The 23,576-nt window shown below is 60.7% G+C and carries 18 protein-coding genes; 4 read left to right on the top strand and 14 right to left on the bottom strand.

Going from position 1 to position 23,576, the window contains the following annotated elements; all coding sequences use genetic code 11:
* Window positions 1-2: 2 nt before the first annotated feature.
* The 4 genes from B7L71_RS15185 to B7L71_RS15170 form a co-directional block, all read right to left on the bottom strand.
* On the bottom strand, window positions 3-818 hold the full coding sequence (locus B7L71_RS15185) for a Na(+)-translocating NADH-quinone reductase subunit C (protein WP_081138945.1): 816 nt from the start codon (window positions 816-818) through the stop codon (window positions 3-5).
* Window positions 818-2,044: an NADH:ubiquinone reductase (Na(+)-transporting) subunit B gene (locus B7L71_RS15180; RefSeq protein WP_081138944.1), complete on the bottom strand. Its 1,227-nt coding sequence runs from the start codon at window positions 2,042-2,044 to the stop codon at window positions 818-820. Before B7L71_RS15180 ends, B7L71_RS15185 begins: the two co-directional genes overlap by 1 nt.
* Window positions 2,044-3,393 carry a Na(+)-translocating NADH-quinone reductase subunit A gene (locus B7L71_RS15175; protein ID WP_081138942.1) on the bottom strand — a complete coding sequence of 450 codons (1,350 nt, stop codon included), beginning with the start codon at window positions 3,391-3,393 and terminating at the stop codon, window positions 2,044-2,046. Before B7L71_RS15175 ends, B7L71_RS15180 begins: the two co-directional genes overlap by 1 nt.
* 287 nt (window positions 3,394-3,680) lie before the next feature.
* Window positions 3,681-5,144 (bottom strand): glyceraldehyde-3-phosphate dehydrogenase, encoded by a 1,464-nt coding sequence (locus B7L71_RS15170; protein WP_081138941.1) that lies wholly within the window; start codon window positions 5,142-5,144, stop codon window positions 3,681-3,683.
* Window positions 5,145-5,390: 246 nt separating this feature from the next.
* Here B7L71_RS15170 and mfd point away from each other — a divergent pair, with 246 nt between their 5' ends.
* Window positions 5,391-8,840, top strand: a complete 3,450-nt coding sequence (mfd, locus tag B7L71_RS15165) for a transcription-repair coupling factor (RefSeq protein WP_170919516.1) — start codon at window positions 5,391-5,393, stop codon at window positions 8,838-8,840.
* A 97-nt stretch (window positions 8,841-8,937) separates the two neighbouring features.
* Complete coding sequence (locus B7L71_RS15160; RefSeq protein ID WP_081138939.1) at window positions 8,938-10,062, top strand: L,D-transpeptidase family protein; 1,125 nt, start codon at window positions 8,938-8,940, stop codon at window positions 10,060-10,062.
* Window positions 10,063-10,241: 179 nt separating this feature from the next.
* Here the strand turns inward: B7L71_RS15160 and B7L71_RS15155 are convergent, their stop codons facing one another.
* The 6 genes from B7L71_RS15155 to B7L71_RS15130 all read right to left on the bottom strand — a co-directional run bounded on the left by B7L71_RS15155 (window position 10,242) and on the right by B7L71_RS15130 (window position 17,881).
* Window positions 10,242-10,505: an Lpp/OprI family alanine-zipper lipoprotein gene (locus B7L71_RS15155; protein ID WP_016914087.1), complete on the bottom strand. Its 264-nt coding sequence runs from the start codon at window positions 10,503-10,505 to the stop codon at window positions 10,242-10,244.
* A gap of 226 nt (window positions 10,506-10,731) precedes the next feature.
* A complete protein-coding gene (locus tag B7L71_RS15150; RefSeq protein ID WP_081138938.1) occupies window positions 10,732-11,364 on the bottom strand; it encodes a L,D-transpeptidase family protein in 633 nt (210 codons plus the stop codon).
* A 173-nt stretch (window positions 11,365-11,537) separates the two neighbouring features.
* Window positions 11,538-12,002 (bottom strand): hypothetical protein, encoded by a 465-nt coding sequence (locus B7L71_RS15145; protein WP_016914089.1) that lies wholly within the window; start codon window positions 12,000-12,002, stop codon window positions 11,538-11,540.
* A 60-nt stretch (window positions 12,003-12,062) separates the two neighbouring features.
* On the bottom strand, window positions 12,063-12,524 hold the full coding sequence (locus B7L71_RS15140) for a DUF6586 family protein (protein WP_081138936.1): 462 nt from the start codon (window positions 12,522-12,524) through the stop codon (window positions 12,063-12,065).
* Window positions 12,521-15,148 (bottom strand): type I DNA topoisomerase, encoded by a 2,628-nt coding sequence (gene topA, locus B7L71_RS15135; protein WP_081138935.1) that lies wholly within the window; start codon window positions 15,146-15,148, stop codon window positions 12,521-12,523. The genes B7L71_RS15140 and topA overlap by 4 nt, the downstream gene beginning before the upstream one ends.
* Before the next feature lie 324 nt (window positions 15,149-15,472).
* Window positions 15,473-17,881, bottom strand: a complete 2,409-nt coding sequence (locus tag B7L71_RS15130; RefSeq protein ID WP_081139025.1) for a DUF3141 domain-containing protein — start codon at window positions 17,879-17,881, stop codon at window positions 15,473-15,475.
* A 249-nt stretch (window positions 17,882-18,130) separates the two neighbouring features.
* On the opposite strand from B7L71_RS15130, the gene B7L71_RS15125 reads away from it, so the two are divergent.
* Together B7L71_RS15125 and lipA are read left to right on the top strand one after the other, a co-directional pair.
* Complete coding sequence (locus B7L71_RS15125) at window positions 18,131-19,129, top strand: LysR family transcriptional regulator (RefSeq protein ID WP_039179984.1); 999 nt, start codon at window positions 18,131-18,133, stop codon at window positions 19,127-19,129.
* A gap of 85 nt (window positions 19,130-19,214) precedes the next feature.
* The gene (lipA, locus tag B7L71_RS15120; RefSeq protein ID WP_081138933.1) at window positions 19,215-20,267 is read left to right on the top strand and encodes a lipoyl synthase; all 1,053 of its coding nucleotides are present in this window, start codon (window positions 19,215-19,217) and stop codon (window positions 20,265-20,267) included.
* A 72-nt stretch (window positions 20,268-20,339) separates the two neighbouring features.
* On the opposite strand, the gene lipB is transcribed toward lipA, so the two are convergent.
* From lipB to B7L71_RS15100, 4 genes are all read right to left on the bottom strand, one after another.
* Entirely contained in the window at window positions 20,340-20,993 is a 654-nt protein-coding gene (gene lipB, locus B7L71_RS15115) for a lipoyl(octanoyl) transferase LipB (protein WP_081138932.1), read from the bottom strand.
* A gap of 1 nt (window position 20,994) precedes the next feature.
* On the bottom strand, window positions 20,995-21,309 hold the full coding sequence (locus B7L71_RS15110) for an HP0495 family protein (RefSeq protein ID WP_081138930.1): 315 nt from the start codon (window positions 21,307-21,309) through the stop codon (window positions 20,995-20,997).
* Between the two features lie 128 nt (window positions 21,310-21,437).
* Window positions 21,438-22,643: a D-alanyl-D-alanine carboxypeptidase family protein gene (locus B7L71_RS15105; protein WP_081138929.1), complete on the bottom strand. Its 1,206-nt coding sequence runs from the start codon at window positions 22,641-22,643 to the stop codon at window positions 21,438-21,440.
* 66 nt (window positions 22,644-22,709) lie between these two features.
* A partial coding sequence (locus B7L71_RS15100) for a septal ring lytic transglycosylase RlpA family protein (protein ID WP_081138927.1) occupies window positions 22,710-23,576 on the bottom strand: 867 nt, incomplete at its 5' end.

Here is a 23,576-nt window from a genome sequence, read left to right as displayed (position 1 = left end):
GATCAAGCTCCTTCCGCTTCGAGTTCGACGTCAGCGTCCTGAACGTCTTCCTGGTCAACGCCGCTGCGGAACTTGGCCAGGTATTCACCGAAGCCTTCCGGGCTCAGCCAGAACTGCAGCATGTTGTTAACACCGTTAGCGGTCAGGGTGGCACCCGACAGGCCGTCGACTTCATAGTCACCGCTACCGCTACCCTTCACGACACGGATAGCCGGCACCAGATCACCCTCTTCGTCGAAGATCTGCTTGCCTTCCCACTGAGCCTGCCAACGGGGGTTGTTGACCTCAGCACCCAGCCCTGGCGTTTCGCTGTGCTCGAAGTAGGTGATACCGACGATGGTATTACCGTCACCTTCGACCGACAGGAAGCCGCGCATCAGGCCCCACAGGCCCTGGCCACGGATGGGCAGGATGATCTGCTCGGGGCTGTCCGGGTCGCCCACCAGGTAGACGGTAGCGTAGTTTTCGACCCGCGACAAGCCTGCCGGGTCACGCTCACCTGACAGGGTGCGCGAGGCCGCCGGATCACGACGAACTTCGAAGCCGTCGAAGGTCTCGGGATCGTGCTGGTCCGAGTACTCGCCCGTTTCGAGGTTGACCACGCGTGGGGTTACCTCACGGAAAGCGGCTTCTACGTCCATGCCGCTCTCATAGAGATTGGCAACGCGCAGGATATTGGTCTTACGGTCGAGTTCCTGATTGAGCTGCTGCGCAGGGCGCAGTGCCACGGCCGCTGTCGAAACGATGACCGAGCACACGATGCACAGCGAAAACGCTACGATCAGTACTTTCTTGATGGAGTTGTTACCTTGTGCCATTAGGCAGTCTCCTCGGCCGGTGTGCCAGTCCGCTTGAGACGGCGCTTGACATTGGCCTGGACGAACATGTGGTCAATCAGCGGTGCGAACAGGTTGGCAAACAGGATGGCCAGCATGATGCCTTCCGGGAATGCCGGGTTCACCACGCGGATCAGCACCGTCATCACACCGATTAGCGCGCCAAACACCAAACGCCCCTGGTTGGTCATGGAAGCAGACACAGGGTCCGTTGCCATAAACACCATACCAAACGCGAAGCCGCCAATCACAAGGTGCCAGTACCACGGCATGGCGAACATCGGGTTAGTCTCGGAGCCAATCAGGTTGAACAGTGTGCTGGTCACTACCATACCCAGGAACACCCCAAGCATGATTCGCCACGATGCAATACCGGTCCACAGTAATACCGCACCACCGATAAAGATGGCCAGCGCCGAGACCTCACCTACCGAGCCGGGCATAAAGCCCAGGAATGCGTCCCACCAGCTAAGGGAGTTGGTCAATGCCGTCATACCGTCCTGGAAGGCCACAGAAAGCGCGGTGGCTCCCGAGTAGCCATCGGCGGCGACCCACACTGCATCACCGGAAATTTGCGCCGGGTAAGCAAAGTATAGGAACGCGCGACCTGTCAACGCGGGGTTCAGGAAGTTCTTGCCAGTACCGCCGAAGATTTCCTTGCCGATCACCACACCGAAGGTGATACCCAGGGCCACCTGCCAGAGCGGGATGGTCGCCGGGAGGATCAGTGCGAACAGTACGGAAGTGACGAAGAAGCCTTCGTTGACTTCGTGGCCACGCTTGACCGCGAACAGGACTTCCCAGAAACCGCCGACCGCGAAGGTCACCAGATAGATGGGCAGGAAGTAGGTGGCACCGAGGACAAAGTTGGCCCACAGACTACCCGGATCATGGCCACCCGCCAGGGTCATCATGATCGCTTCGCGCCAGCCGCCCATGGAAGCATAGCCTGCTTCGATGGCGGTATTGGCTTGCCAGCCAGCGCTCCACATACCGAAGAACATGGCCGGGAAAGTACACAACCACACGGTGATCATGATGCGTTTCAGGTCGACGCCGTCACGAACGTGGGCAGTGGTCTTGGCGACACTCGGGGGGGTGTAGAAGATGGTGTCTACCGCTTCGTACAGCGGATAGAACTTCTCGTACTTGCCACCCTTGTGGAAATGCGGCTCGAGATTATCGAGTGTTTGTCGAATACCCATCATCAGGCCTCTTTCTCGATCATGGTGAGATTGTCACGCAGGATGGGGCCGTACTCGTATTTGCCGGGGCAAACATAGGTACACAGCGCCAGATCCTCTTCGTCCAGCTCCAGACACCCGAGCTGCATGGCAACCTCAATGTCGCCCACAATCAGCGAACGCAGCAGCTGCGTCGGCATGATATCCAACGGCATGACGCGCTCGTAGTTGCCCACCGGCACCATGGCACGCTCGGAGCCATTGGTGGAAGTGGTCGGCGCGTAGTTGCTCAGGCCTTTGAACCTGGACAGATAGATGCCCATGATGGAGTGACGGTTCGCACCCAGCGAGAGCCATCCCATGAAGGTGCGCTTGTTACCCTCTTCCAACAAGCTGATCTGATTATGGAAGCGACCCAGATAAGTGATATTGCCCTCGGCGGCAAAGCCTGAAAATACCGAACCGGAGATGACGCGAGTGTCCTCGGGCTGAATCACTTCGCCTGCCAGGAGTTCCTGGGTACTGGCGCCCACACGGGTGCGCAGCAGACGAGGTTTCTCAGCGCGTGGGCCGCCCACCGCGACGATGCGGGAGACGTCCAGCTTGCCTTCCACGAACAGTTTGCCGAACGCGATCACGTCCTGATAACCGATGTGCCACACTTTCTTGTGCAGCGCGACAGGCGACAGGTAGTGAATGTGCGTGCCGACCAGACCCGCAGGGTGCGGCCCGGCAAAGCTTTCGGTCTTGACGCCGCTGACATCGCTACCGGGCAGTGATGCGTTGGCACCCGTGCACAGAAAAACGTTGCCCTCGGTCAGGCGGGTTAGCACCTTGAGGCCGTCTTCGAATGCCTGGGAGTTCTCATTGATGATGAGTGCCGGGTCAGCGCTGAGCGGATGAGTATCCACGGCGGTGACAAAGATATCGGCAGGAACGCTGTCGATGGCAGGCGTGCGCGAGAAGGGACGGGTGCGCAAGGCAGTCCAGAGACCCGACTCGACCAGTTGGTCGACAACGGTCTGACGATCCAGCTGTCCTAAAGTACCACGATCATGAGAAGCGAATGTCATCGCTTCTTCATTTTCATCGACTTTTATGACCACAGACAGCAAACGACGTTTTTCGCCACGGTTGATAGCGACCACTTCACCAGCGGCGGGTGCGGTGAAGCGCACGCCGTCGACTTTCTTGTCGGTGAAGAGCAGCTGGCCTAGTTTGACCTTATCCCCTGCCTGAACTTCCATCGTTGGCTTCATGCCAACGTAGTCGGTGCCCAGGATTGCCACATGGCGCACAAGCTGCGCATCTTCAATACGCTGCTCAGGCGCTCCCGTGATGGGGAGATCCAGGCCTTTTTTGACTTCGATCATAGTCTCGCCCAGTTGATGGATCGGATATACGAAGGTAAGGGGTTCGATTGCTTAATTTCTGCTCAGCGAATTCTTGTTTTCTGTTCAGATTGTTACCAGTCCGGCCCAAGCAAGCTTGAACCACCCCGAAAAAATCCATCGTATTATAAAGATAAGCGCGGCCAATGACCACATCCCTGACCGCCTCCGAAAGTGCTATATACAAAAACGCCACCCGAAGGTGGCGCTTGAAAGGCATGGTGTTTCATCTAATAATGCTGCATTAGTCGAACACCCTCCCCGATCGCTCAGCTGGCCTGACGCGGCAGTTTCAGGAACTGCACGTTGGACATGTGCTGAAGAATGCGGATGACCTGGCAGCTGTAGCCGAATTCGTTGTCGTACCAAACGTAGACCACGGCATGGGTGCCGTTGGCGATGGTCGCCTTGGCGTCCACGATACCGGCATGACGGTTGCCGACGAAATCCGACGAGACCACCTCCGCAGAGTCGACGAAGTCGATCTGCTTCTGATAGGACGAATCGATGGACATACGACGCAGGTAGTCGTTAAGCGCCACCGCATCGGTGCCCTTCTCCAGGGTCAGGTTCAGAATTGCCATGGAGACGTTGGGCGTGGGCACACGGATGGCGTTGCCGGTCAGCTTGCCTTCCAGCTCGGGCAGCGCCTTGGCGACGGCCTTGGCTGCACCGGTCTCGGTCAATACCATGTTCAGGGCAGCGCTGCGTCCGCGACGGTCACCCTTGTGGTAGTTGTCGATCAGGTTCTGGTCATTGGTGTAGGCATGCACGGTTTCCACATGGCCGGTCACCACACCGAACTCATCGTTGAGCACTTTCAGCACCGGCACGATGGCGTTGGTAGTGCACGACGCCGCCGATACGATGCGGTCGCTTTCGCCGATGGTTTCGTGGTTGATGCCAAACACGACGTTCTTGATATCGCCTTTGCCCGGCGCCGTGAGCAGCGCCTTGGCTGCGCCCTTGCACTCCAGGTGCTGGCCCAGGCCCGCTTCGTCACGCCAGATACCGGTGTTGTCCACCACCACGGCGTTATGGATACCGTAAGCGGTATAGTCGATCTCGCTGGGCGAATCGGCGTAGATCACCTGAACCACGTTACCGTTGATGGTCAGCGTACGCGCTTCGGCGTCTACCGTGATGGTGCCATCGAAGGGCCCATGGACAGAATCACGACGCAGCAGGCTGGCGCGCTTCTCGAGGTCCTTGCCCACGTCGCCACGGCCACGCACCACGATGGCACGCAAACGCAACAGGTTGCCGCCACCGGCTTTTTCGACCATGATACGGGCCAGCAGGCGACCGATACGGCCAAACCCGTAAAGCACCACGTCCTGGGGCTCGCCGGTACTGGCACCGGGCTGGTAGCCATCGATGATATCGCTCAGCTCACCGCGCAGGAAGGCGTTCAGATCACCGCCGCCTTGGCGCTTGAACATCACCGCCAGCTTGCCTACATCGACGTGGGCCGGCCCCAGGTTCATCTCGCTCATGGCCTCGACGATTGGGAAGGTATCTTCCACGGACAGCTCGGTGCCCTCGATCTTGCGCACGAAACGATGGTCTTTAAGAATCCGAATCACCGACCGCTTGATCAGAGAACGTCCGAACATGGTGGCGACAACATTGTTCTGGCGATACAACTTCCCGACCAGCGGGATCATTTGCTCAGCCAGAGCTTCGTTGTTCTGCCAATCCTGGAAAACGTTGTCGAGAGTTTGCTGACTCACGGGCGGCCTCATTGGTAGTAAAGGGGGATTTTCAGGGGGCATTATCCGAAGCCAGCAGCGTGGCTGCAATGAATGGATAGTCGCACAGGATGTAGGGGTATTACAGAAATAGGGCATTGACTACAAACACCCATGATGCAACGCGCGATGACGACCCCGCCCGGCCCACGGGCCAAAAGGCGCTGCGTAAAAGTGTCGTTCGTGTATGATTCTGGTTCCGTTCCAGCGCAAAACGAAGCCGACTCCATGACCTCTTTTTCTCTGCTCGAACCGCCTCAGCCGCAAGGGATACGCGATACGCTCTACCTGAAAGCGCCGCCGGGCAGCGCCACCGCGCTGGCACTGGCCCAGGTAGCCACCAAAGCCCCGTTACTGGTGATCACCCCCAATACTGCCAGCGCTCAACGCTTGGAGCAGGACCTGGCTTTTTACAGCAGCGTGCCGGTCCTGCCGCTCCCCGACTGGGAAACGCTGCCTTACGACAGTTTTTCACCGCACCAGGATATTATCTCCGCCCGCCTGCGCACGCTGAGGCAGCTACAGGACGGCGCGCGCGGCATCGTGCTGGTTCCCATCAATACACTGATGCAGCGTCTGCCACCGGTGTCCTACATTGCAGGCCGCGTCATGACCTTGCAGTCCGGCGCCAGGCTCGACCGGGAGAGCTTCCGCGAATCGCTTTCACGGGCGGGCTATCGCGCGGTGGAAACGGTCTACGAGCCGGGCGAATACGCCATGCGCGGGGCTATCATCGACCTGTTCGCCATGGGCATGGACGAGCCGATTCGTATCGACCTGTTCGATGACGAGATCGACACCCTGCGCCACTTCGACCCGGGCAGCCAGCGCTCTACCGGCAAAATCGACGGCATCGAACTGCTGCCCGCCCACGAGTACTCGCTGAGCCGCAGCGCTATTGCCTGCTTCCGCGAGCAGTTCGAGACCCTGTTCGACGTCGACCCGCGCCAGTGCCCACTCTACAACGACGCCCTGAAGGCCATTCCTTCACCAGGACTGGAGCAGTACCTGCCGCTGTTCTTCGACGAAACCGCCTCGCTGTTCGACCACGTGACAGACGACACTCGGATCGCCCTGCTGCCGGGCGTCTTCGCTGCCGCCGAACAGCACTGGCAGGCCATCGAAGCGCGCTACGTCAATCTGGGCGTCGACCCGACACGCCCCCTACTGCCGCCCCATCGTGCGTTCTTTCCGGTCAGCGACGTGTTTGCCGCCATCAAGGCACGGCCCAGAGTGGAGTTCACCGAGGACGAGCAGCAGCGCCATGCGCTGGCACCCCAGGCCCGTGCCCTGCCCTCGCTGGCCATCAATGCGCGAGCCAAACAGCCGCTGGCCGAGCTGGCAAGCTTCATGGCGGCGCAACCCGGTACGCGCCTGCTGTTCGTGGCGGAATCTCGTGGTCGCCGAGAAGCACTGGAGGAAGTGCTGGCGCCGCTCAAGCTCTCGCTACCCCACGTGGAGAACTTCCACGCCTTCCTGAAAGGTGACCAGCCGCTGGCCATCACCGAAAGCCTGGTGGCCAGCGGCCTGTGGCTGGAAACGCCCGACCTGGCGGTGATCAGCGAAACCGAGCTGTTCGGCGACGTAGTACGACAGAGCCGCCGCCGCGAGAAAGCCACCGATGACAACGAACTGGCCGTGCGTCATCTGTCGGAACTCCGCGAGGGGGCGCCGGTGGTCCACCAGGCCCACGGGGTGGGCCGCTATCTGGGCCTGGAAACCCTGGAAGCCGGGGGCCAGGCCAACGAGTTTCTGGCGCTCTCCTATGCCGATGGCGCCAAGCTGTACGTGCCGGTGGACAGCCTGCACCTGATTTCTCGCTATAGCGGTGCCGACGACGAGCTGGCACCGCTGCACAAACTGGGCTCCGACCAATGGGAGAAGGCCCGCCGCAAGGCCGCCGAGAAGATTCGCGATACCGCCGCCGAACTGCTCGACATTTACGCCCGGCGCGAGGCCCAGCAAGGGGTGGTCTACGAAGCCCCCGGCGAGGAGTACGCGCGCTTCGCGGCCAGCTTCCCCTTCGAGGAGACTCCCGACCAACAGGCCGCCATCGAAGCGGTGATCAGCGACATGGTATCGCCCCAGCCCATGGACCGCGTGGTGTGCGGCGACGTGGGCTTCGGCAAGACCGAAGTCGCCATGCGCGCAGCGTTCCTGGCCGTTCAGTCGGGCAGGCAGGTGGTGGTCCTGGTGCCCACTACCCTGCTGGCACGCCAGCATTTCGAAAACTTTCGTGACCGCTTTGCCGACACCGCGGTGAACATCAGCCTGATCTCGCGCTTTACCGGCGGCAAAGAGATGACGCAGACACTGGAAAGTATCAAGAGCGGGCAGGCCGATATCGTCATCGGCACCCACAAACTGCTGTCCAAGAGCGTCGAGCTGCCCAAAATGGGGCTACTGATCATCGATGAGGAGCACCGTTTTGGCGTCGCCCAGAAGGAGAAGCTCAAGACCCTGCGGGCCGAGATCGACATTCTCACGCTGACCGCCACGCCCATCCCGAGAACGCTGAACATGGCGATGAGCGGCATTCGCGACCTCTCCATCATCGCGACGCCACCCGCCCGGCGCCTATCGGTCAAAACCTTCGTCCAGCAGCGCGACGACAGCGTGATCAAGGAGGCCCTGCTGCGGGAAATTCTGCGCGGCGGCCAAGTCTACTTCCTGCACAACGAAGTCAAGACCATCGAAAACGCCGCCGAACAGATTCGCGAGCTGGTGCCGGAAGCGCGAGTGGCGGTGGCCCACGGCCAGCTGCCAGAGCGTAGCCTGGAACGCGTGATGTCCGACTTTTATCATCGGCGCTTCAACGTGCTGGTGTGTTCGACCATCATCGAAACCGGCATCGACGTGCCGAGCGCCAACACCATTCTGATCGAGCGTGCCGACAAGTTCGGCATGGCCCAGCTGCACCAGCTGCGGGGGCGCGTGGGCCGCAGCCACCACCAGGCCTACGCCTATCTGCTCACGCCTTCGCCGAAGGCAATGACCCGGGATGCCGTCAAACGCCTGGAAGCCATCAGCGCCTCCGACGACCTGGGCGCGGGCTTTACCCTGGCCAGCCACGACATGGAAATTCGCGGTGCCGGGGAGCTGCTGGGCGACGAGCAGAGCGGCCAGATGGAAACCATCGGCTACTCACTCTATATGGAGATGCTCGACCGCGCCGTGAAGGCCATTCGGGCAGGCAAGACGCCCAACATCGACGCCCCCTTCAACACCGGCGTGGAAATCAGCCTCAACTTACCCGCGCTGATCCCCGACGACTATCTGCACGACGTGCAGCAGCGCCTGGTGATGTACAAGCGTATTGCCAATACCCAATCGGATGGTGAACTCAAAGAGCTGCAGGTGGAGCTGATCGACCGTTTCGGCCTGCTGCCCCAGCCGTTGAAGAACCTGATTCGCCAGACGCGGCTGCGCCAGCGCGCCGAACAGCTCGGTATTGCTCGCATCGAGGCCGGTGAATCCCGGGGTCGAGTGCTGTTCGACGGCTCTACCCAGGTCGACCCATTGACCCTGGTGACGCTGATCCAGACCTCCCCGCAGCACTACCGCCTGGACGGCTCCGATACCTTACGATTTGAATTTACGATGGAAACCGCCGAACAACGCTTTGAGAAGGTTGAAACACTGTTAAACACCCTTAATCAAAAAGTAGCGAAGGCGTGAACCTTGGGGCAAACTTGTCATTAAGCAGACAACCCTGCCAACGCATGGCCAACCACCGCCAGGCGTCTCTGCAGTGCATACTTGATTAGGAACGACCATGAAGACTCGCAAGATCATCAACCGTTGGGGCCCCACCAGTCTGGCGGTCCTGCTGGCCGCCAGCTTGACCGGCCCTGCTTATGCCCAGCCCGCCTCAGAGCAGGCTGCGGTCAGCAGTGAAGCCACTGCCGGTGCCGAACAGGTCGCCGAGGCGCGCCACGAACTGCCACGCGGGCATTTTCGCCTGCCCGAGCAGGGTGACATCATCGGTGAGTACTACACGGTAACGGTGGACAACCCCGAAGACACCCTGATCGACATCGCCCGTCGCCACAACATCGGCTACGAAGAGATTCGCATGGCGAATCCTGGCGTCAGCATGTGGGTACCTGGCGAAGGCACGGAAATCGTCATTCCGGCCCAGTACATCCTGCCCCCCGCACCGCGTGAAGGGGTGGTGGTGAACCTGTCGGAACTGCGCCTGTACTACTACCCGGCCAACAACCCCGGCATCGTCGAGACCTACCCGGTCAGCGTCGGTCGTGACGGTTTCGCCACCCCGGTCGGCATTACCCGCACCACCGTCAAGGTCAAGGACCCCGCCTGGGCACCGCCCGCCTCCATGCGTCGTGAAGCCGCCGAGCGTGGCGAGCCTGCCCCGGCCATCGTGCCGCCAGGCCCTGACAACCCGCTGGGCCGCCACGCGATCCTGCTGGCCATGCCGAGCTACCTGATTCACGGCACCAACCGTCCTGACGGCGTCGGCATGCGCGCCAGCCGCGGCTGCATTCGCATGTACCCCGAAGATATCGAGTCGCTCTACGAGCGCCTGCCCAGCGGCACTCAGGTCAACCTGATGGATGCTCCCTTCAAGGCAGGCTGGGCGGCTGACGGTACGCTGTTCGTGCAGTCTTACCCACAGCTGGAAGAGAACGTCGAAGGCTCTGAGCCCCTGCGCGACGCCATGGAGCGCCTGAACGCCCTGGTGGAAGACCAGGTGGATATCGACGAAGCCCAGATCCAGCGCGCCATCGCCGAGCCTGACGGCCGTTTTGTCGCGCTTCACGGCCCGCAAGCCGCCGTTGAAGAACAGCCCCAGCCTGAAGCGCAGCAGCCGCAGCTGGAAGGCATTCTAGGCGACATCGAGCTGTCTACCGTGGTTCGTATCGAAGGCGACGCTTAACGCCTTCCAGGGCCGCCTCTGGCGGCCCTGTCATCCTCCGCCAAGCTCGCTCGACGATTGGCGACCGGAATGAAAGCAAAACCTGAAAAAACGCCAAAAAAACCCCGCCAGTTGGCGGGGTTTTTTCACATCTAACAGCAGCCGTCGGGTTCTTGACGAACCTGACGACCCAAGCAGAATTACTTCTGCATGGAACGCTGGAACATGCGGTTCATTTCTTCACGGTTCTGCTCAGACATCTGCAGGGCAGCTTGCGCGTCGCGCTGAGCCTGGTTTGCAGTGTTCAGAGCCTGTGAAGCCATGCTGCGAGCTTCTGCAGCGTCAGCTTGTGCAGATTCAGCAGTCATGCGAACTTCTTCCAGAGCGCTGGTAGAAGCACAGCCAGCCAGGATTGCCAGAGAAGCAGCAGCGGCGGTCATTTTCAGAGCAGTCTTAAGAGTCATGATGTTCTCCTTGAGTCTTCCTTGGGTACTACGTTTAAGGGTATGACAAAAAATAAAGCTAAATTATTAGCTTAGATTTGTCTACCTGCGATGCAGGTTCTTTTCACCGACTTGTACCAGGGCTTACCCGTGGGGTACGCAAGTCAAACGCTGTTTTATAATAGACCACAGCGGTTGTCTATAGTCGCGTGTACAAAAACCTGGAACTTCCTTCAACAACATAAGCCTAGCGGATCACCACGCGTGTGCCAACTCCTACTAGCTCGGCAACCCGCTCGATTTGCTCATTGGTCACTGCCACACACCCTTGGGTCCAGTGGAAGTTGCCATGGATATCGGGGTCTCCTCGGCCAATGCCGTGAATCCCAATGGCTCCCCCCAGCGCGGTATCCTGCGGTGGGGAGCCGTAACGGCGATAGTGGTCGAAATAGGCCTCGTAGTCCGCCTGGGAGTAGATGCCTTTTTCGAGCGCCATGCGCGCGTGAGGTGGCGTAGGATAATCGATACCAATGAAGATATGCCACTGGCTTTCGAAATTAAATCGATTAATTCTAAACTCACCCAGCGGCGTCACGTTACCGCCGCGTATACGGTGGGCCCTGGCGCCGCCACGGCCGAGCGATACCGGCGCAAATCGCTCTACCAGGGCATGGCCGCGAAACACGCTAAGCGTCGCTTCCTTGTCGTCTACCAGCACCCACACCTCGTTGCTGTGACGGGGCACGTCTGCTCTGGCCAGCAAGGTGGCGACCAGATCGGTAGACTCGTAATCAGGCAGGGCACTGGTAGCCGCTGCACTGGCCACTACAGGCCAGCCCAGTGCCAGCGCCAAAAATCGGCGACGGTTTACAGGCATCATTGTTGCTCTCGAAAATGGGTCAGCGCGAAAGGCAAGGCACGGCTGGCCAATAACGCATGGATGGGTACTGTTATACCCTATTCATGCGGCTTTTGTCAGCGTATCGACTCTTCAATAAACGCCCAAAATGCCTGCTATCTCAACCGCCAACTGTGCTTCAACGTAACACCCTGTCAGACGCCTTCCAGCTCCTGCAGGCTGGCCACCAGCTTGCGCGCTTCGGCGGCATGCCCCTGGGCCAGGGTCGTGAAGAACGTCTCTTCTGGCGCCACCTTGGCCCGCGATGCACGATGTTCATAGAGACGCTGAAGCTGATGATGTGACTCCACCGCCGTGGCGGTCAGCTCGTCCAGCGATCCGGCCACGTCCTGCTCGGCCAGCGCCTCCAGCAGCGGAGGCTGAGGGAAGTCACCCGATTCGTCGAACCATAGCTCCAGCACTTCACGCTGATCCGACCCATCATGAAACAGCGCTTCGAGCCCAGACTTCATGGTCAACTCGCTGCTGGCGAGGTAGTTGAGCGCCATGGCAAGACGCTCGTGCTCGGCGGCATCGGCCGCGGCACTGTACTGGCGCGCCATGCGCGCGTGGTAACCGGCGGCCCACTCCATGAGATCCTTCACCTGGTTGTATCGCATCCTTGCCTCCTGTTGAGTAACGTACTCCATAGCATGGTCATGATCGGCAATTTTTCAAGCCTACCACTCGACGCTGGTCTCCCTGAGCATGGCGATTTCACGCTTCGCCGCTTGCAAATGCTCTAGCAACTGCTCACCCAGCGACGCCTGGGCACCTACCGCAATCATGGCCGGGTTATGCACATGACGACGGGCTGCGCCCTCGTCGCCATGCAGTTTTTCGAGCTGACCAACCAGCCATGCCAGCCAGCTATCCGGGCGTTGCAGCTCGTCGCGCAAGCGCTGCAGCTCGGCCAGCGCAGGGCCGTCGCTGGCCAGCAGGCGCTGCCAGTCATGGCTTGGCAGACGAGCGTGCTCGGTAACCTCTTTCAGCAGCGACGCCAGCGCCAGCTCGAACAGCGCCAGCGCGCCCTCCTCCAGCGCCCCCTGACGGGCGGGGGCATGCTCATCGTCGCCCACCGGAAGCCCAATCATCAGCTCGGCTTGATAAAGGAGCTGGTTAGTACGCGAACGGGCACTCACTTGCGCTTGTCCTCCACGTGCCATTTACCGCCTTCGTAGGTGGCTTTCCAGCCCGTGGCCTTGCCCTCTTCGTCGGTCATCACGTACTGCTCTTTATTCTTGCGCGAATAGCGAATCTGCGCCGGACGGCCATCCGGGTCTTCGCTGGGCGCCTTGAGCAGGAAGTGGTACTTCTCGGGCAGCCCATCAGCATGGGCCTTCAGCTCTTGCACCAGCGGCGGGCGAGTTTCACGGTTCTTGGGGAACTTGCTGGCTGCCAGGAACAGGCCACTAGCGCCATCACGCAGCACGTAATGGTCTTCCACCTTCTGACAGGCCAGCTCCGGCATGGGAATCGGGTCCATCTTGGGCGGTGCCACTTCGCCACTGCGCAGCAGCTTGCGGGTGTTCTTGCACTCGCTGTTGGTACATCCGAAATACTTGCCGAAGCGCCCGGACTTGAGCTGCATGTCCGAACCACACTTGTCGCATTCGATCAATGGGCCGTCATAGCCCTTGATCTTGAATTTACCGCTCTCGACTTCGTAGCCATCGCAATCCGGGCTGTTGCCGCAGATATGCAGCTTGCGGGTTTCGTCGATCAGGTAGTTGTCCATGGCCGTGCCACACTTCGGGCAGCGGCGCTTGGCGCGTAGCGCATCGGTTTCTGCCTCTTCACCGGCATCTTCAGCCACGGCTTCTTCACCGGGAATGAGATCGATGGTGGTCTTGCAACGCTCCTTGGGCGGCAGGTTGTAGCCACTGCACCCCAGGAACACACCAGTGGAAGCGGTTCGAATCTGCATCTGACGGCCACAGCTGGGGCAGTCGATGTTGGTCGGTACCGGCTGGTTGGGGCGCATTCCCTCGTCGCTCTCGGCCTTGGCCAGCTCATGACGAAACTCTTCGTAGAAGGCATCCAGCAGCGCCCGCCAGTTGCGCTCACCCTCGGCGACTTCGTCCAGGCTGTCTTCCATCCGCGCCGTGAAGGAGTAATCCATCAGGTCCGGGAACGACTCCTTGAGGCGCTCGGTGACGATATCGCCCAGCTTTTCGGCATAGAAGCGGCGGTTTTCCAGCTTCACATAACCCCGATCCTGAATCGTGGAGATGATCGAGGCATAGGTAGAAGGTCGCCCGATGCCCTGCTTCTCCAGCTCCTTGACCAGGCTGGCTTCGGTGTAACGCGCAGGCGGCTTGGTGAAGTGCTGCTGAGGGTCGAGCACTTCAAGTCTCATGGGCGTGCCGGTGGGCAGGTCGGGGAGGGTCTGATCCTCGTTCTTGCCGGTCGGCTTCATCACCCGGGTGTAACCATCGAACTTGAGCACGCGCCCTTTGGCACGCAGTTCGTAGCCATCGACTTCGACATTGAGGGTGCTGGAAAGATATTCCGCCGGGGTCATCTGGCACGCCACGAACTGCCGCCAGATCAGCTCATACAGGCGCTCGGCGTCACGCTCCATGCCCACCAGATCCGTGGACTTGCGCTCCACGCTGGAGGGGCGAATCGCCTCGTGGGCTTCCTGTGCGCTCTCTTTGCTGCTGTAGCGGTTGGGCGCTTCGGGCAGGTAGCGCTCCCCATACTCATCACCAATAAACGAACGCACGCTCTCGACCGCATCCTTGGACAAATTGGTCGAGTCGGTACGCATATAAGTGATGTAGCCAGCTTCGTAGAGCCGCTGGGCCATGGTCATGGTCTTCTTGACCGAGAACCCTAGCCGCCCGCTGGCAGCCTGCTGCAGCGTCGAGGTAATGAAGGGAGCGGTAGGCTTGGAGCGTGTCGGTTTGTCTTCGCGAGACGTGATCGACAGTTTGGCTTTGCGCAGCTTGGCAATTCGCTCCAGGGTCTCTTTTTCCGAGGTGGGGCGGAAGGCCTGACCATCCTGCCGCGCCAAAGCAAAACGCACCAGCTCGCCCTCCGGCGAGACCAGATCCGCATGCACGTCCCAGAACTCTTCGGGAATGAAGGCGCGAATTTCCCGCTCACGTTCGACGATCAAACGCACGGCCACCGACTGTACACGGCCGGCAGACAGGCCACGGGCAATCTTGGCCCACAGCAGCGGCGAGAGCATGAAGCCCACGACCCGGTCGAGGAAACGGCGCGCCTGCTGGGCTTCCACGCGAGGAATGTTCAGTACGCCGGGGGTCTTGAAGGCATCCTGAATGGCATTCTTGGTGATTTCGTTGAACACCACGCGTTTATAGCGGCTGTCGTCACCACCAATGGTTTCCCGCAGGTGCCAGGCAATGGCCTCCCCCTCGCGGTCCAAATCCGTGGCGAGGTAGACGGCATCGGCTTTTTCGGCCAGCTTCTTCAGCTCGGCAACGACCTTCTCCTTGCCGGGCAAAATGTCATAGTTGGCTGCCCAGCCATTGTCCGGGTCGATGCCCATACGGCGAATCAGCTGGGTGTGGGCCTTGCGCTGCTTGTACTCGGCTTTCTCTTCCGCTGACATCTTGCGCGTAGCCGCGGCCTGGCGAGCGCGCTCCTTTGGGTCGGAGGCCACCTTGCCCGAGCCGCTGGTCGGCAGGTCACGGATGTGACCCACGCTCGACTTCACGATGAAATCGTTGCCGAGATACTTATTAATCGTCTTCGCTTTCGCAGGCGATTCGACGATGACCAGTGACTTGCCCATAGTGCTCCACTTTCCTGATGCCGAGGCGTGATCGCCACGGCGCTAAGTACGTTGTCGCCCCACATTATGCCTTGGCGACCATGAGAAAAATGCGCCTACCCTACCCCAGCCCTTGCCCAAGCGCTAGTAGCAACCTGCATCAGGCTGCACCCCATGGCGAGGCACATCCCGCTCGGGAAGGTGTCGGTATGACGCCTAGCGTTTTTTTATATCGAGTAGCTAGACACTAGACTGCCGCTTGACACTCGGCAACCCAAAGCCACACCCACTAACCAATCGCCCCCGCTAAAAAGCGGGGGCGTGATCGACGGTAGCGCGAGGCGGCTAGCGCTTGCGAGACGTTCCGCGCCGCCCATTGGCTGGCCTGGCCGCTGGCTTTTTAGCCGCCGCTGCAGAAGCGGGTGATGCCGCCGTGGGCTCGGCATCCGTGGTGGTTGCAACCTCGGTGCCAGTGGCGGCCTTGGCCTTGGCCTTGGTCTCAGGCCCGGCCTCAGATTCGGGCTCAGCGCTGGCGGCAGTCGCAGGCAGCGCAGGGCGCGCTTGGCCAAACAGCGCCTTGACCTGCTCGAAACGCTCGGCGGCGTGCTCGGTCAGCTCACCGCTGGCCGAGAACACATGCTCCAGATGCTTGATATGCCCATCGATGGCCACATTGTCCTCACCTTCCAGCAGCACGGGCAGCGTGCTCAGGGCCTGTTCACGATCCAGCTTGAGAATGAAAAACTGCTCGCGCACCATACGCTTGAACTCGCTCAGCGAGCTGCTGGGCTTGAGCTCCGCGCGGGAGGCCCGCAGACGCTTGAAGTTGCGCTCGTCGGTGGCAGGTGCACCGCCCAGTACGTATATGACTGCCCGCATAACGGCTTCGTGCGGGCCTCCCTGGGCGATTTTCTTGCGCAGTTTGTCCTGCTGATGCTGGATGAAGCGACGATGCTCCGGCTCGGCACCCGGACGGCGGCGATGCACATGGGCATCGCCATACAAACCAACGGCCGCCTGCAGCAGGGGCTGGCCATAGATATCCATGAACAGCCGCTCGGTGCTGCTGTCCCTGAAATCGCGCCAGGCATTGAGGCTGGCGACGATCTGGTCCGAGGCCATGGTTTCGAAGGCCTTGAACACGTTGTCCTGCCCTACCGGCTCACGGTGCTTGCGCACGTAATCAGCCATCACCGGCAACGGCACGCTCAGCGGGTTGCGGTCCGACAGCAGCTTGTAGCCCAGCCGAATGGGGTGCATGCGCCGGATCCAGCGCGCGGCTTCTGGCGTCATCACCGCCTGCAACCAGGGCTGCATATAAATCCGATACAGCCCCAGATTGATCTCCGAGATGCGTGCAACGGTGGCGAAACGGCGGTCATCTTCGGGCTTGTGCATGACTTCCCGATCCAACTCCTCGAAGTTGCGCTGATTGAATTCGAGCAGGTAGTCACGCTCGATCAGCTCGGCATCGGCTCGTTCACTGGCATGAGAAATCGTCGTTTCGTAAAGCCCTGGCGGCATCACGTCGATGTAATCCATATTGGCCGTGAATTCGGAGTGTTCCTTGCGGGAAACGCTGCCGGAAACGAAGATCCCCAGATGGCCCGTGGTGTCATGCAGGCAGTAGATGATGGTCTGGTCGTTGGCGATGATGTCCTCTTCGCCTTCGTACAGGTCACGAATCCATCCCAGCGCCTGCGGCGGCGGCGTGATGTCGTCGCCACGGGAGCAGAACACCACCACCGGCGAGCGCACGTTGCGCAGATCGATGCGTCGTCCGTCGCGGGTCACCAGCTGGGCCGTGGAGAGCCGGTTGCCCACGAACAGATTATCGACGATGTACTGGATTTCTTCTCCACCCAGCACCACGTGCCCCCCCCACCAGCGTTCGAACTCAAGATAACGCGAGGTTTCGGTGTCGATATTGGCATACAGGTGGTACTGCTTTTTCCAGTAGGTGTTGGCCGGATTCAGGCGCTCGAAGTTCTGCACCAGCCAGGCGCCATCGAACAGGCCATTGCCCATGTCACTGGTCAGCGCCGTGATCCAGCTACCGCCCACCATGCCGCCGGTATAGCGCATCGGCGCCTTGCCGTGCTCGCCCGCCCAGTAAGAGAGCGGCGCACCGGCAATCAGGATGGGTCCGAACACGTCGGGCTCCAGTGCCGCCGCCATCATGATCTGCCAGCCCGCCTGACAGTTGCCTACCACCATCGGCTTTTCAGTGGTTTCTGGATGCAGCTCGATGACATGACGCAGGAAAGCGATTTCGGCTTCGACCACATCCTCGACCGTTTGGCCGGGCTCGGGAAAGGGCAGAAAGCCAATGAAGTAGCAGGGATGGCCTGCCTTGAGCGCCACGCCCAGTTCGCTGTCGGGCTTGAAGCCGCCGATGCCTGGGCCATGCCCGGCCCGAGGGTCGACCACCACGAACGGGCGCTTGCTGGGGTCGGTGACCGTATCGCCCTTGGGCAATACACGCAGCAGTTCGTAATTGGTCGGGTTGGGCAGCGTCCGTCCGTCCATCAGCCCTTCGGTATCGAACCCCAGCACGTTGGGCTTGGTCTGCTCCATGTGGGCCAGATACTGGTTGCCCCGTTCGCGCATCACATCCCAGTACAGCACGTTGCGCTCGACGCTGTCGCGCCAGTAGCTCAAGGCAGCACGCCCAAACCCGAACGGGTCCATCATGCTCGTCAGCGCGCTGTTGCCCAGAGTGGGGGAAAGCAGGGGATTAGCGAGAAAGTTCATAGAGTCTCCCGTGGGGTTGATGCGGGGCACCAAGCCCGAAGCCTGATGCTGCAATGCAATATAGTTTAGGCCACTCCTTGCCAGACGTCGATCATTACCCATACATGAACCTGTGTAACAACCTATGTATGAACCATCGAGCGACAGCGATTCAAGGCGTTAGCGGGCAAAGGGTGGTAGCATTTCGACATGGACCCACGCGCTTGGGAGTCGCTGACGCTGACCGAGCACGTTTACCTCGAGGTGGTTATGTCATCCCCGTCGCTGCTCAACCGCTTGACGTTTCGCCAACTGCAGGTGTTTCAGGCCGTACATCGCCAGCGCTCGTATTCGCGTGCCGCCGAACAGCTAGGCCTGACTCAACCCGCCGTGAGCGCCCAGATTCGCCAGCTGGAACAGGCGCTGGGGCAGCCGCTGTTTCGCTATGCCGGTAAAACCCTGCATGTACTGCCTGCGGCGGATACGCTGGCGCTCTCCACTCGGGAAATCTTCGGACAGCTCTCGCGCCTGCAGATGCACCTTTCAGATATTAACGGCAAGATCAGCGGCAAGTTGAGCATTGCAGCGGTTTCTTCTGCCCAATACGTGGTGCCCTATCTGCTGTCACGCTTTCGCGCCCGCTACCCCGATGTGCAGCTACGCCTGAAAGTATGCAACCGCAGCCAGGCACTGGAGCGCCTCGCCGACCAGCAGGATGACGTGGTCATCATGGCCATGGTGCCGGAGGACGATGGGCTGGTGGTCATGCCGGTATTGGAAAATGAGCTGGTGGCCGTGGTATGGCCGGAGCATCCGCTGCTCCAACTGGCCAACCCTACCCTCTCGGACTTTGCCCGCCACTATGTATTGATGCGTGAGCCGGGGTCAGGCGTGCGCAGCGCCTTCGAGCAGCTGGCGGTCGATCAGGAAGTCGGGCTGCCCCACCGTATCGAGCTGGGTACCAACGAAGCGATCAAACAAGGCGTGATGGCGCATCTGGGCGTGGCGGTACTGCCGCGCATGGCCATTCAGCTGGAGCTGGAACAGGGGCTGCTGGCCACGCTGGCGCTGCCCCACTTTCCGATCCGCCGCGCCTGGTGCACCGTCTATCGCCGCGACCACTTCCCCACGCCGGTGGCGGAGCTGTTCTTGCGTTTCACCCGCGAACACCTCAGCGAGCTGCGTGCGCATTTCCAGGCGCCCCCCAGCCCCCTCCCCAGCCACGGCGTTTCCTGCTTGCCAGGCCTGAGCGTCGAACAGACCCCGTGATGCGCGACGGTGTCTTGTTGATTGCCAGGTATGTTACATTATCTACTACCTACGTATCAGTTAGCGTGACTCGAGGCTCTCTCCTATGAGCAACACCCCTTCCCAGCGCGTGCCCAGCGGCGAAAAATTCCGCAACGAACACGGCATGACGGTGATCAAGGACGGCATGAAGCAGCGCAAGGCACAGGCCGATGCGCCCGCCCTTGAACGCAAGCCCAAATGGCTGCGCGCCCAGATTCCAGGCGGCGAGCGTTTCGAAGCCGTCAAGAAAAACGTATCGACTCACCGGCTGAGCACGGTGTGCGCCGAATCCCACTGCCCCAACATGGGCGAGTGCTGGAGCAACGGCACCGCGACCATCATGCTGATGGGCTCCGTCTGTACCCGCGCCTGCCGCTTCTGCGCGGTGGACACCGGCAATCCCAAGGGATGGCTGGACAAGGAAGAGCCCGAGAATACCGCCAAGTCCGTCGAGCTGATGGGCCTGCGCTATATCGTGCTGACCTCGGTCGACCGGGATGACCTGGAAGATGGCGGTGCCACGCACTACGCCTCGTGCATTCGCGCCATCAAGGCACGCACCCCCGAGGTCGTGGTGGAGGCTTTGACGCCGGATTTCGACGGTGATCAGGCCGCCATCGAGCGCGTGGTCGACTCCGGCCTGGAAGTGTTTGCCCAGAACGTGGAAACCGTGGAGCGGCTGACCTCCAAGGTACGCGACCCGCGTGCCGGTTACCGCAAGACGCTGGATGTACTGGCCCACGCCAAGCGCCACCGCCCGGACGTGATCACCAAGACCAGCCTGATGCTGGGGCTGGGCGAAACGGAAAAAGAGATTCTGCAGACGTTCGACGACCTGCGCGCCATCGGTGTGGATATCGTCACGCTGGGGCAGTACCTGCGCCCCACCAAGAACCATCTGGCAGTAGAGCGCTATGTCACGCCAGAAGAGTTCGAGCGCTATCGCGTGCTGGGCCTCGAAAAGGGCTTCATGGAGGTTCCCTCCGGCCCGCTGGTACGTTCGAGCTACCGCGCCGACCGCGTGTTCGAAAAGAACAACCTGGGCCTGGCCGCCCCTGCCGCAGTGCCTGGCCAGGAAACCGACAGCAACCGTATTCCGGCCTTCAACGTCGGCTGATACCCCGCACGACTGTCACCGGCATGCCCTTTCAGCATGCCGGTGAGCCCGTCTTTTGCAGCACTTACTCGATCACGACGCCGAATCCACCAGCGATCGGCCTAGCTGCTCCGCCAGCGCCAGGGCCAGTGCGCCCCCGATATCTGCGCCATCGTCTAGCGTCACCAGATCGCCCAAGCGCGTTACCTGCATGCCTGCGTAGCCACAGGGGTTGATGCGCCCAAACGGCGACAGGTCGCCGTCCACGTTCAATGCAACACCGTGGTAGCTGGCCCCTCGACGAATGCGCAGCCCCAGCGATGCAATCTTGGCCTCCCCCATCACCGTGCGGGTATACACGCCGGGGGCATCCGGCTTGGCCCAGGCATCGACACCATGACGGGCCAGCACATCGATCACCGCATTTTCCAGCGCGCTGACCAACTCACGCACACCGACCTTGCCACGCCGCACGTCCAGTAGCGGGTAAAGCACCACTTGCCCAGGCCCGTGGTAGGTCACCTGGCCACCACGGTCGGTATTGACCACTGGGATATCGCCCGGCATCAGCAAATGCTCGGGCTTTCCCGCCTGCCCTTGAGTGAAGACCGGGTCGTGCTCGACCAGCCAGAATTGGTCGGGCGTATGCTCGTCACGGCAGTCGGTGAGCTCGCGCATGGCTTCCCAGACAGGCTGGTAAGGCCGACGCCCCAGGCGGTGCAGCTCGATGGGTGCGGGGTGGCTCATGTCACACCACCATGTGCACGCGGCCCGTGGCTTTCAGCTCATCGAACAGGCTGGCCAGCTGCTGCTCACCGGTAGCCACGATGGTCACCCGCACCGATTGGAAGCGGCCATTACGACTATCCACCACCTGCAGGGTGGTTTCATCAAAATCAGGCGCGTGCTTGACGATGACCTGGCATACACAGGCGGGAAAATCATCCGCCGCATCGCCTACCACCTTGAGCGAGTAGTCGCAGGGAAAAGTGATCTTGGGCGGCTCACTGACCGTGGAGGGCTGGCGCAGGTCACGCAGCGGAGACTTGGTATCTTTTTTCATGGGTTGCCTATCTATGACGCATGCTAAAACGAATGAAACCCTGACGATGACGCCAGAGCTTCTGGTTGCGATTGGGAGACCGGAGCACCGCAGGCAGGTCACGTCGGCCTGCGGTGCTCGAGGCTCGTTCAGCTTCTGAAGTTGCCGATCAGATTGCTGAAGAAGCGCTGCACCTGATCGAAGAAGCGCTTGAACAGCCCGCCCTCTTCGACGTTTTCCAGTGCCACCAGCTGGCGCTCGCCGACCATCTCGTCACCCAGGTAGACTTCCAGAGTGCCGACTTCGTCACCAACGGCGATGGGCGCACTCAGGTCACTATCCAGATTCAGACGCGCGCGCAGCTCTTCGTTACGATTACGTGGCAACGTCATGAAGACTTCGTCATCGACGCCCACACGCAGCTCGTTGGTGTCGCCACCCCACACCCGTGGCGTGGCCAATACGGCACCACGCTCGTACAACTTCATGGTTTCATAGAAGCGGAAGCCATAGCTGAGCAGCTTCTGAGTTTCCTGGGCGCGAGCTTCTTCGGAGCTGGTGCCCATGACCACGGAGATCAGGCGCATATCATCACGCAGCGCAGACGATACCAGGCCGTAACCCGCCTCGGTGGTCCAGCCGGTTTTCAGGCCATCCACTGAAGGGTCGCGCCACAGCAAGCGGTTACGATTGGGCTGATCGATGCCGCCAAAGGAGAAGTTACGCTGTGAGTAGATGGCGTAGTGGTCAGGGTAGTCGTTGATGATGTACTGGGACAGAATGGCCATGTCCCGCGCCGTGGAGTAGTGCTGGTCACCCGGCAGCCCTGTGGCGTTCTGGAAATTGGTATTGTGCATGCCCAGGCGCGTGGCATGCTGGTTCATCAGGTCGGCAAAGGGCGCTTCCCCCCCGGCCAGATGCTCGGCCATGGCCACACTGGCATCGTTGCCGGACACGATGATGATACCGTGTAGCAGGTCATCCACCGAGACGCGGTCGCCCACCTCGATGAACATTTTGGAGCCACCGGTGCGCCAAGCGTTCTCGCTGATATTGACCATATCGGTCAGGTTGATGGTGCCTCGGTCCAGCTCACGCTCGACCATGTAGGCGGTCATCAGCTTGGTCAAGCTCGCCGGTGGTAGGCGGACATCGGAATTATGCTCGGCGAGAATACGTCCGCTATTGGCATCCATCAAAATCCACGAGCTGGCCGCCAGCTGTGGAGGCGCTGGAATGATGGTTTGGGGTTGCGGCTGGGGAATCACCTGAGCCGTGGCAGGTATTGCCACCACGGTCATCGCGGCAAACAAGCACAGCTTGGCGGTCCGGCGAATCGAAATCAATACACTCATCTCACACGTCTCACTTACATTGAATGGCAGCACGGTGGCGCTGCTGGATGACTAAATTGGCACGCATTATCGCACTATAAACACTTGAGGAAAGCCCGCACGGCGCAGATCTTCCCGCGCCTGGTTTTCCTGGGCAGGAGTCACTGGGCCCACCTGAACCCGATGCACTTCAGCCTCGCTCTTCACATGTACACCATGCGATAACTCCCCAGAAAGGCGTTGCTGCAACTGCTGGGCACCCTCTGCCGTACCTAACGCGGCAATTTGCAGGAAGATGCCGTCACCGCTCGGCTGACTGGATACCGGCGAAGCAGAAGACGAAGGCGCAGCGGGAGCACTCACCACACTCGGCGCAGACGAGGCGGGTGCAGGTGAGCTCGCCGCCGTCGAGCGGGCCGCCTCCCCGCCTCGACCACGCTCGGCCAGCCATTGCGCCGGATCGATGGCTTCGACGCGAACAGGCCCCGTGCCATCGTCCAGAATGCCTAGTCGAGCCGCTGCGGCATAGGAAAGATCGATTTCGCGATCACTGTGAAAAGGGCCACGGTCATTGACGCGTACGATCACCGAACGGCCATTGGCCAGGCTGGTGACACGGGCAAAGGTCGGCAACGGCAGCGAGCGATGCGCCGCCGTCATCTTGTACATGTCGTAGATCTCACCGTTGGAGGTGGCGTAGCCGTGGAATTTTTCACCGTACCAGGAGGCCGTGCCCTGGCGAGCATAACCCCGCGAGTCCGGCAGTACACGGTAGGTTTCGCCCCACACCTCGTAGGTGGAGCGATTGCCTGCACGTGAGGGCTCCTCGATGCGCGGCTCGGCATCGGGCACCTGGCTGACATCCGGCGGTGCTACTGGATAGGCATCGCCGGACATGGCATAGCGTTCGCCGCTGGGAGCGGCGCTGGCCAAGGGCGAAGCGCTGGGCTGCGG

It is taken from the genome of Halomonas sp. BC2, assembly GCF_002078115.1.
Taxonomy (GTDB): Bacteria; Pseudomonadota; Gammaproteobacteria; order Pseudomonadales; family Halomonadaceae; genus Vreelandella; species Vreelandella stevensii.
This window is presented reverse-complemented; position numbering and strand designations above follow the sequence as displayed.

Excerpts from the sequence above, each read along its gene's own strand:
- B7L71_RS15185 (WP_081138945.1), bottom strand. The coding sequence starts at position 818 with ATGGCACAAGGTAACAACTCCATCAAGAAAGTACTGATCGTAGCGTTT.
- B7L71_RS15180 (WP_081138944.1), bottom strand. The coding sequence starts at position 2,044 with ATGATGGGTATTCGACAAACACTCGATAATCTCGAGCCGCATTTCCAC.
- B7L71_RS15175 (WP_081138942.1), bottom strand. The coding sequence starts at position 3,393 with ATGATCGAAGTCAAAAAAGGCCTGGATCTCCCCATCACGGGAGCGCCT.
- mfd (WP_170919516.1), top strand. The coding sequence starts at position 5,391 with ATGACCTCTTTTTCTCTGCTCGAACCGCCTCAGCCGCAAGGGATACGC.
- B7L71_RS15160 (WP_081138939.1), top strand. The coding sequence starts at position 8,938 with ATGAAGACTCGCAAGATCATCAACCGTTGGGGCCCCACCAGTCTGGCG.
- B7L71_RS15155 (WP_016914087.1), bottom strand. The coding sequence starts at position 10,505 with ATGACTCTTAAGACTGCTCTGAAAATGACCGCCGCTGCTGCTTCTCTG.
- B7L71_RS15150 (WP_081138938.1), bottom strand. The coding sequence starts at position 11,364 with ATGATGCCTGTAAACCGTCGCCGATTTTTGGCGCTGGCACTGGGCTGG.
- B7L71_RS15145 (WP_016914089.1), bottom strand. The coding sequence starts at position 12,002 with ATGCGATACAACCAGGTGAAGGATCTCATGGAGTGGGCCGCCGGTTAC.
- topA (WP_081138935.1), bottom strand. The coding sequence starts at position 15,148 with ATGGGCAAGTCACTGGTCATCGTCGAATCGCCTGCGAAAGCGAAGACG.
- B7L71_RS15130 (WP_081139025.1), bottom strand. The coding sequence starts at position 17,881 with ATGAACTTTCTCGCTAATCCCCTGCTTTCCCCCACTCTGGGCAACAGC.
- B7L71_RS15125 (WP_039179984.1), top strand. The coding sequence starts at position 18,131 with ATGTCATCCCCGTCGCTGCTCAACCGCTTGACGTTTCGCCAACTGCAG.
- lipA (WP_081138933.1), top strand. The coding sequence starts at position 19,215 with ATGAGCAACACCCCTTCCCAGCGCGTGCCCAGCGGCGAAAAATTCCGC.
- lipB (WP_081138932.1), bottom strand. The coding sequence starts at position 20,993 with ATGAGCCACCCCGCACCCATCGAGCTGCACCGCCTGGGGCGTCGGCCT.
- B7L71_RS15110 (WP_081138930.1), bottom strand. The coding sequence starts at position 21,309 with ATGAAAAAAGATACCAAGTCTCCGCTGCGTGACCTGCGCCAGCCCTCC.
- B7L71_RS15105 (WP_081138929.1), bottom strand. The coding sequence starts at position 22,643 with ATGAGTGTATTGATTTCGATTCGCCGGACCGCCAAGCTGTGCTTGTTT.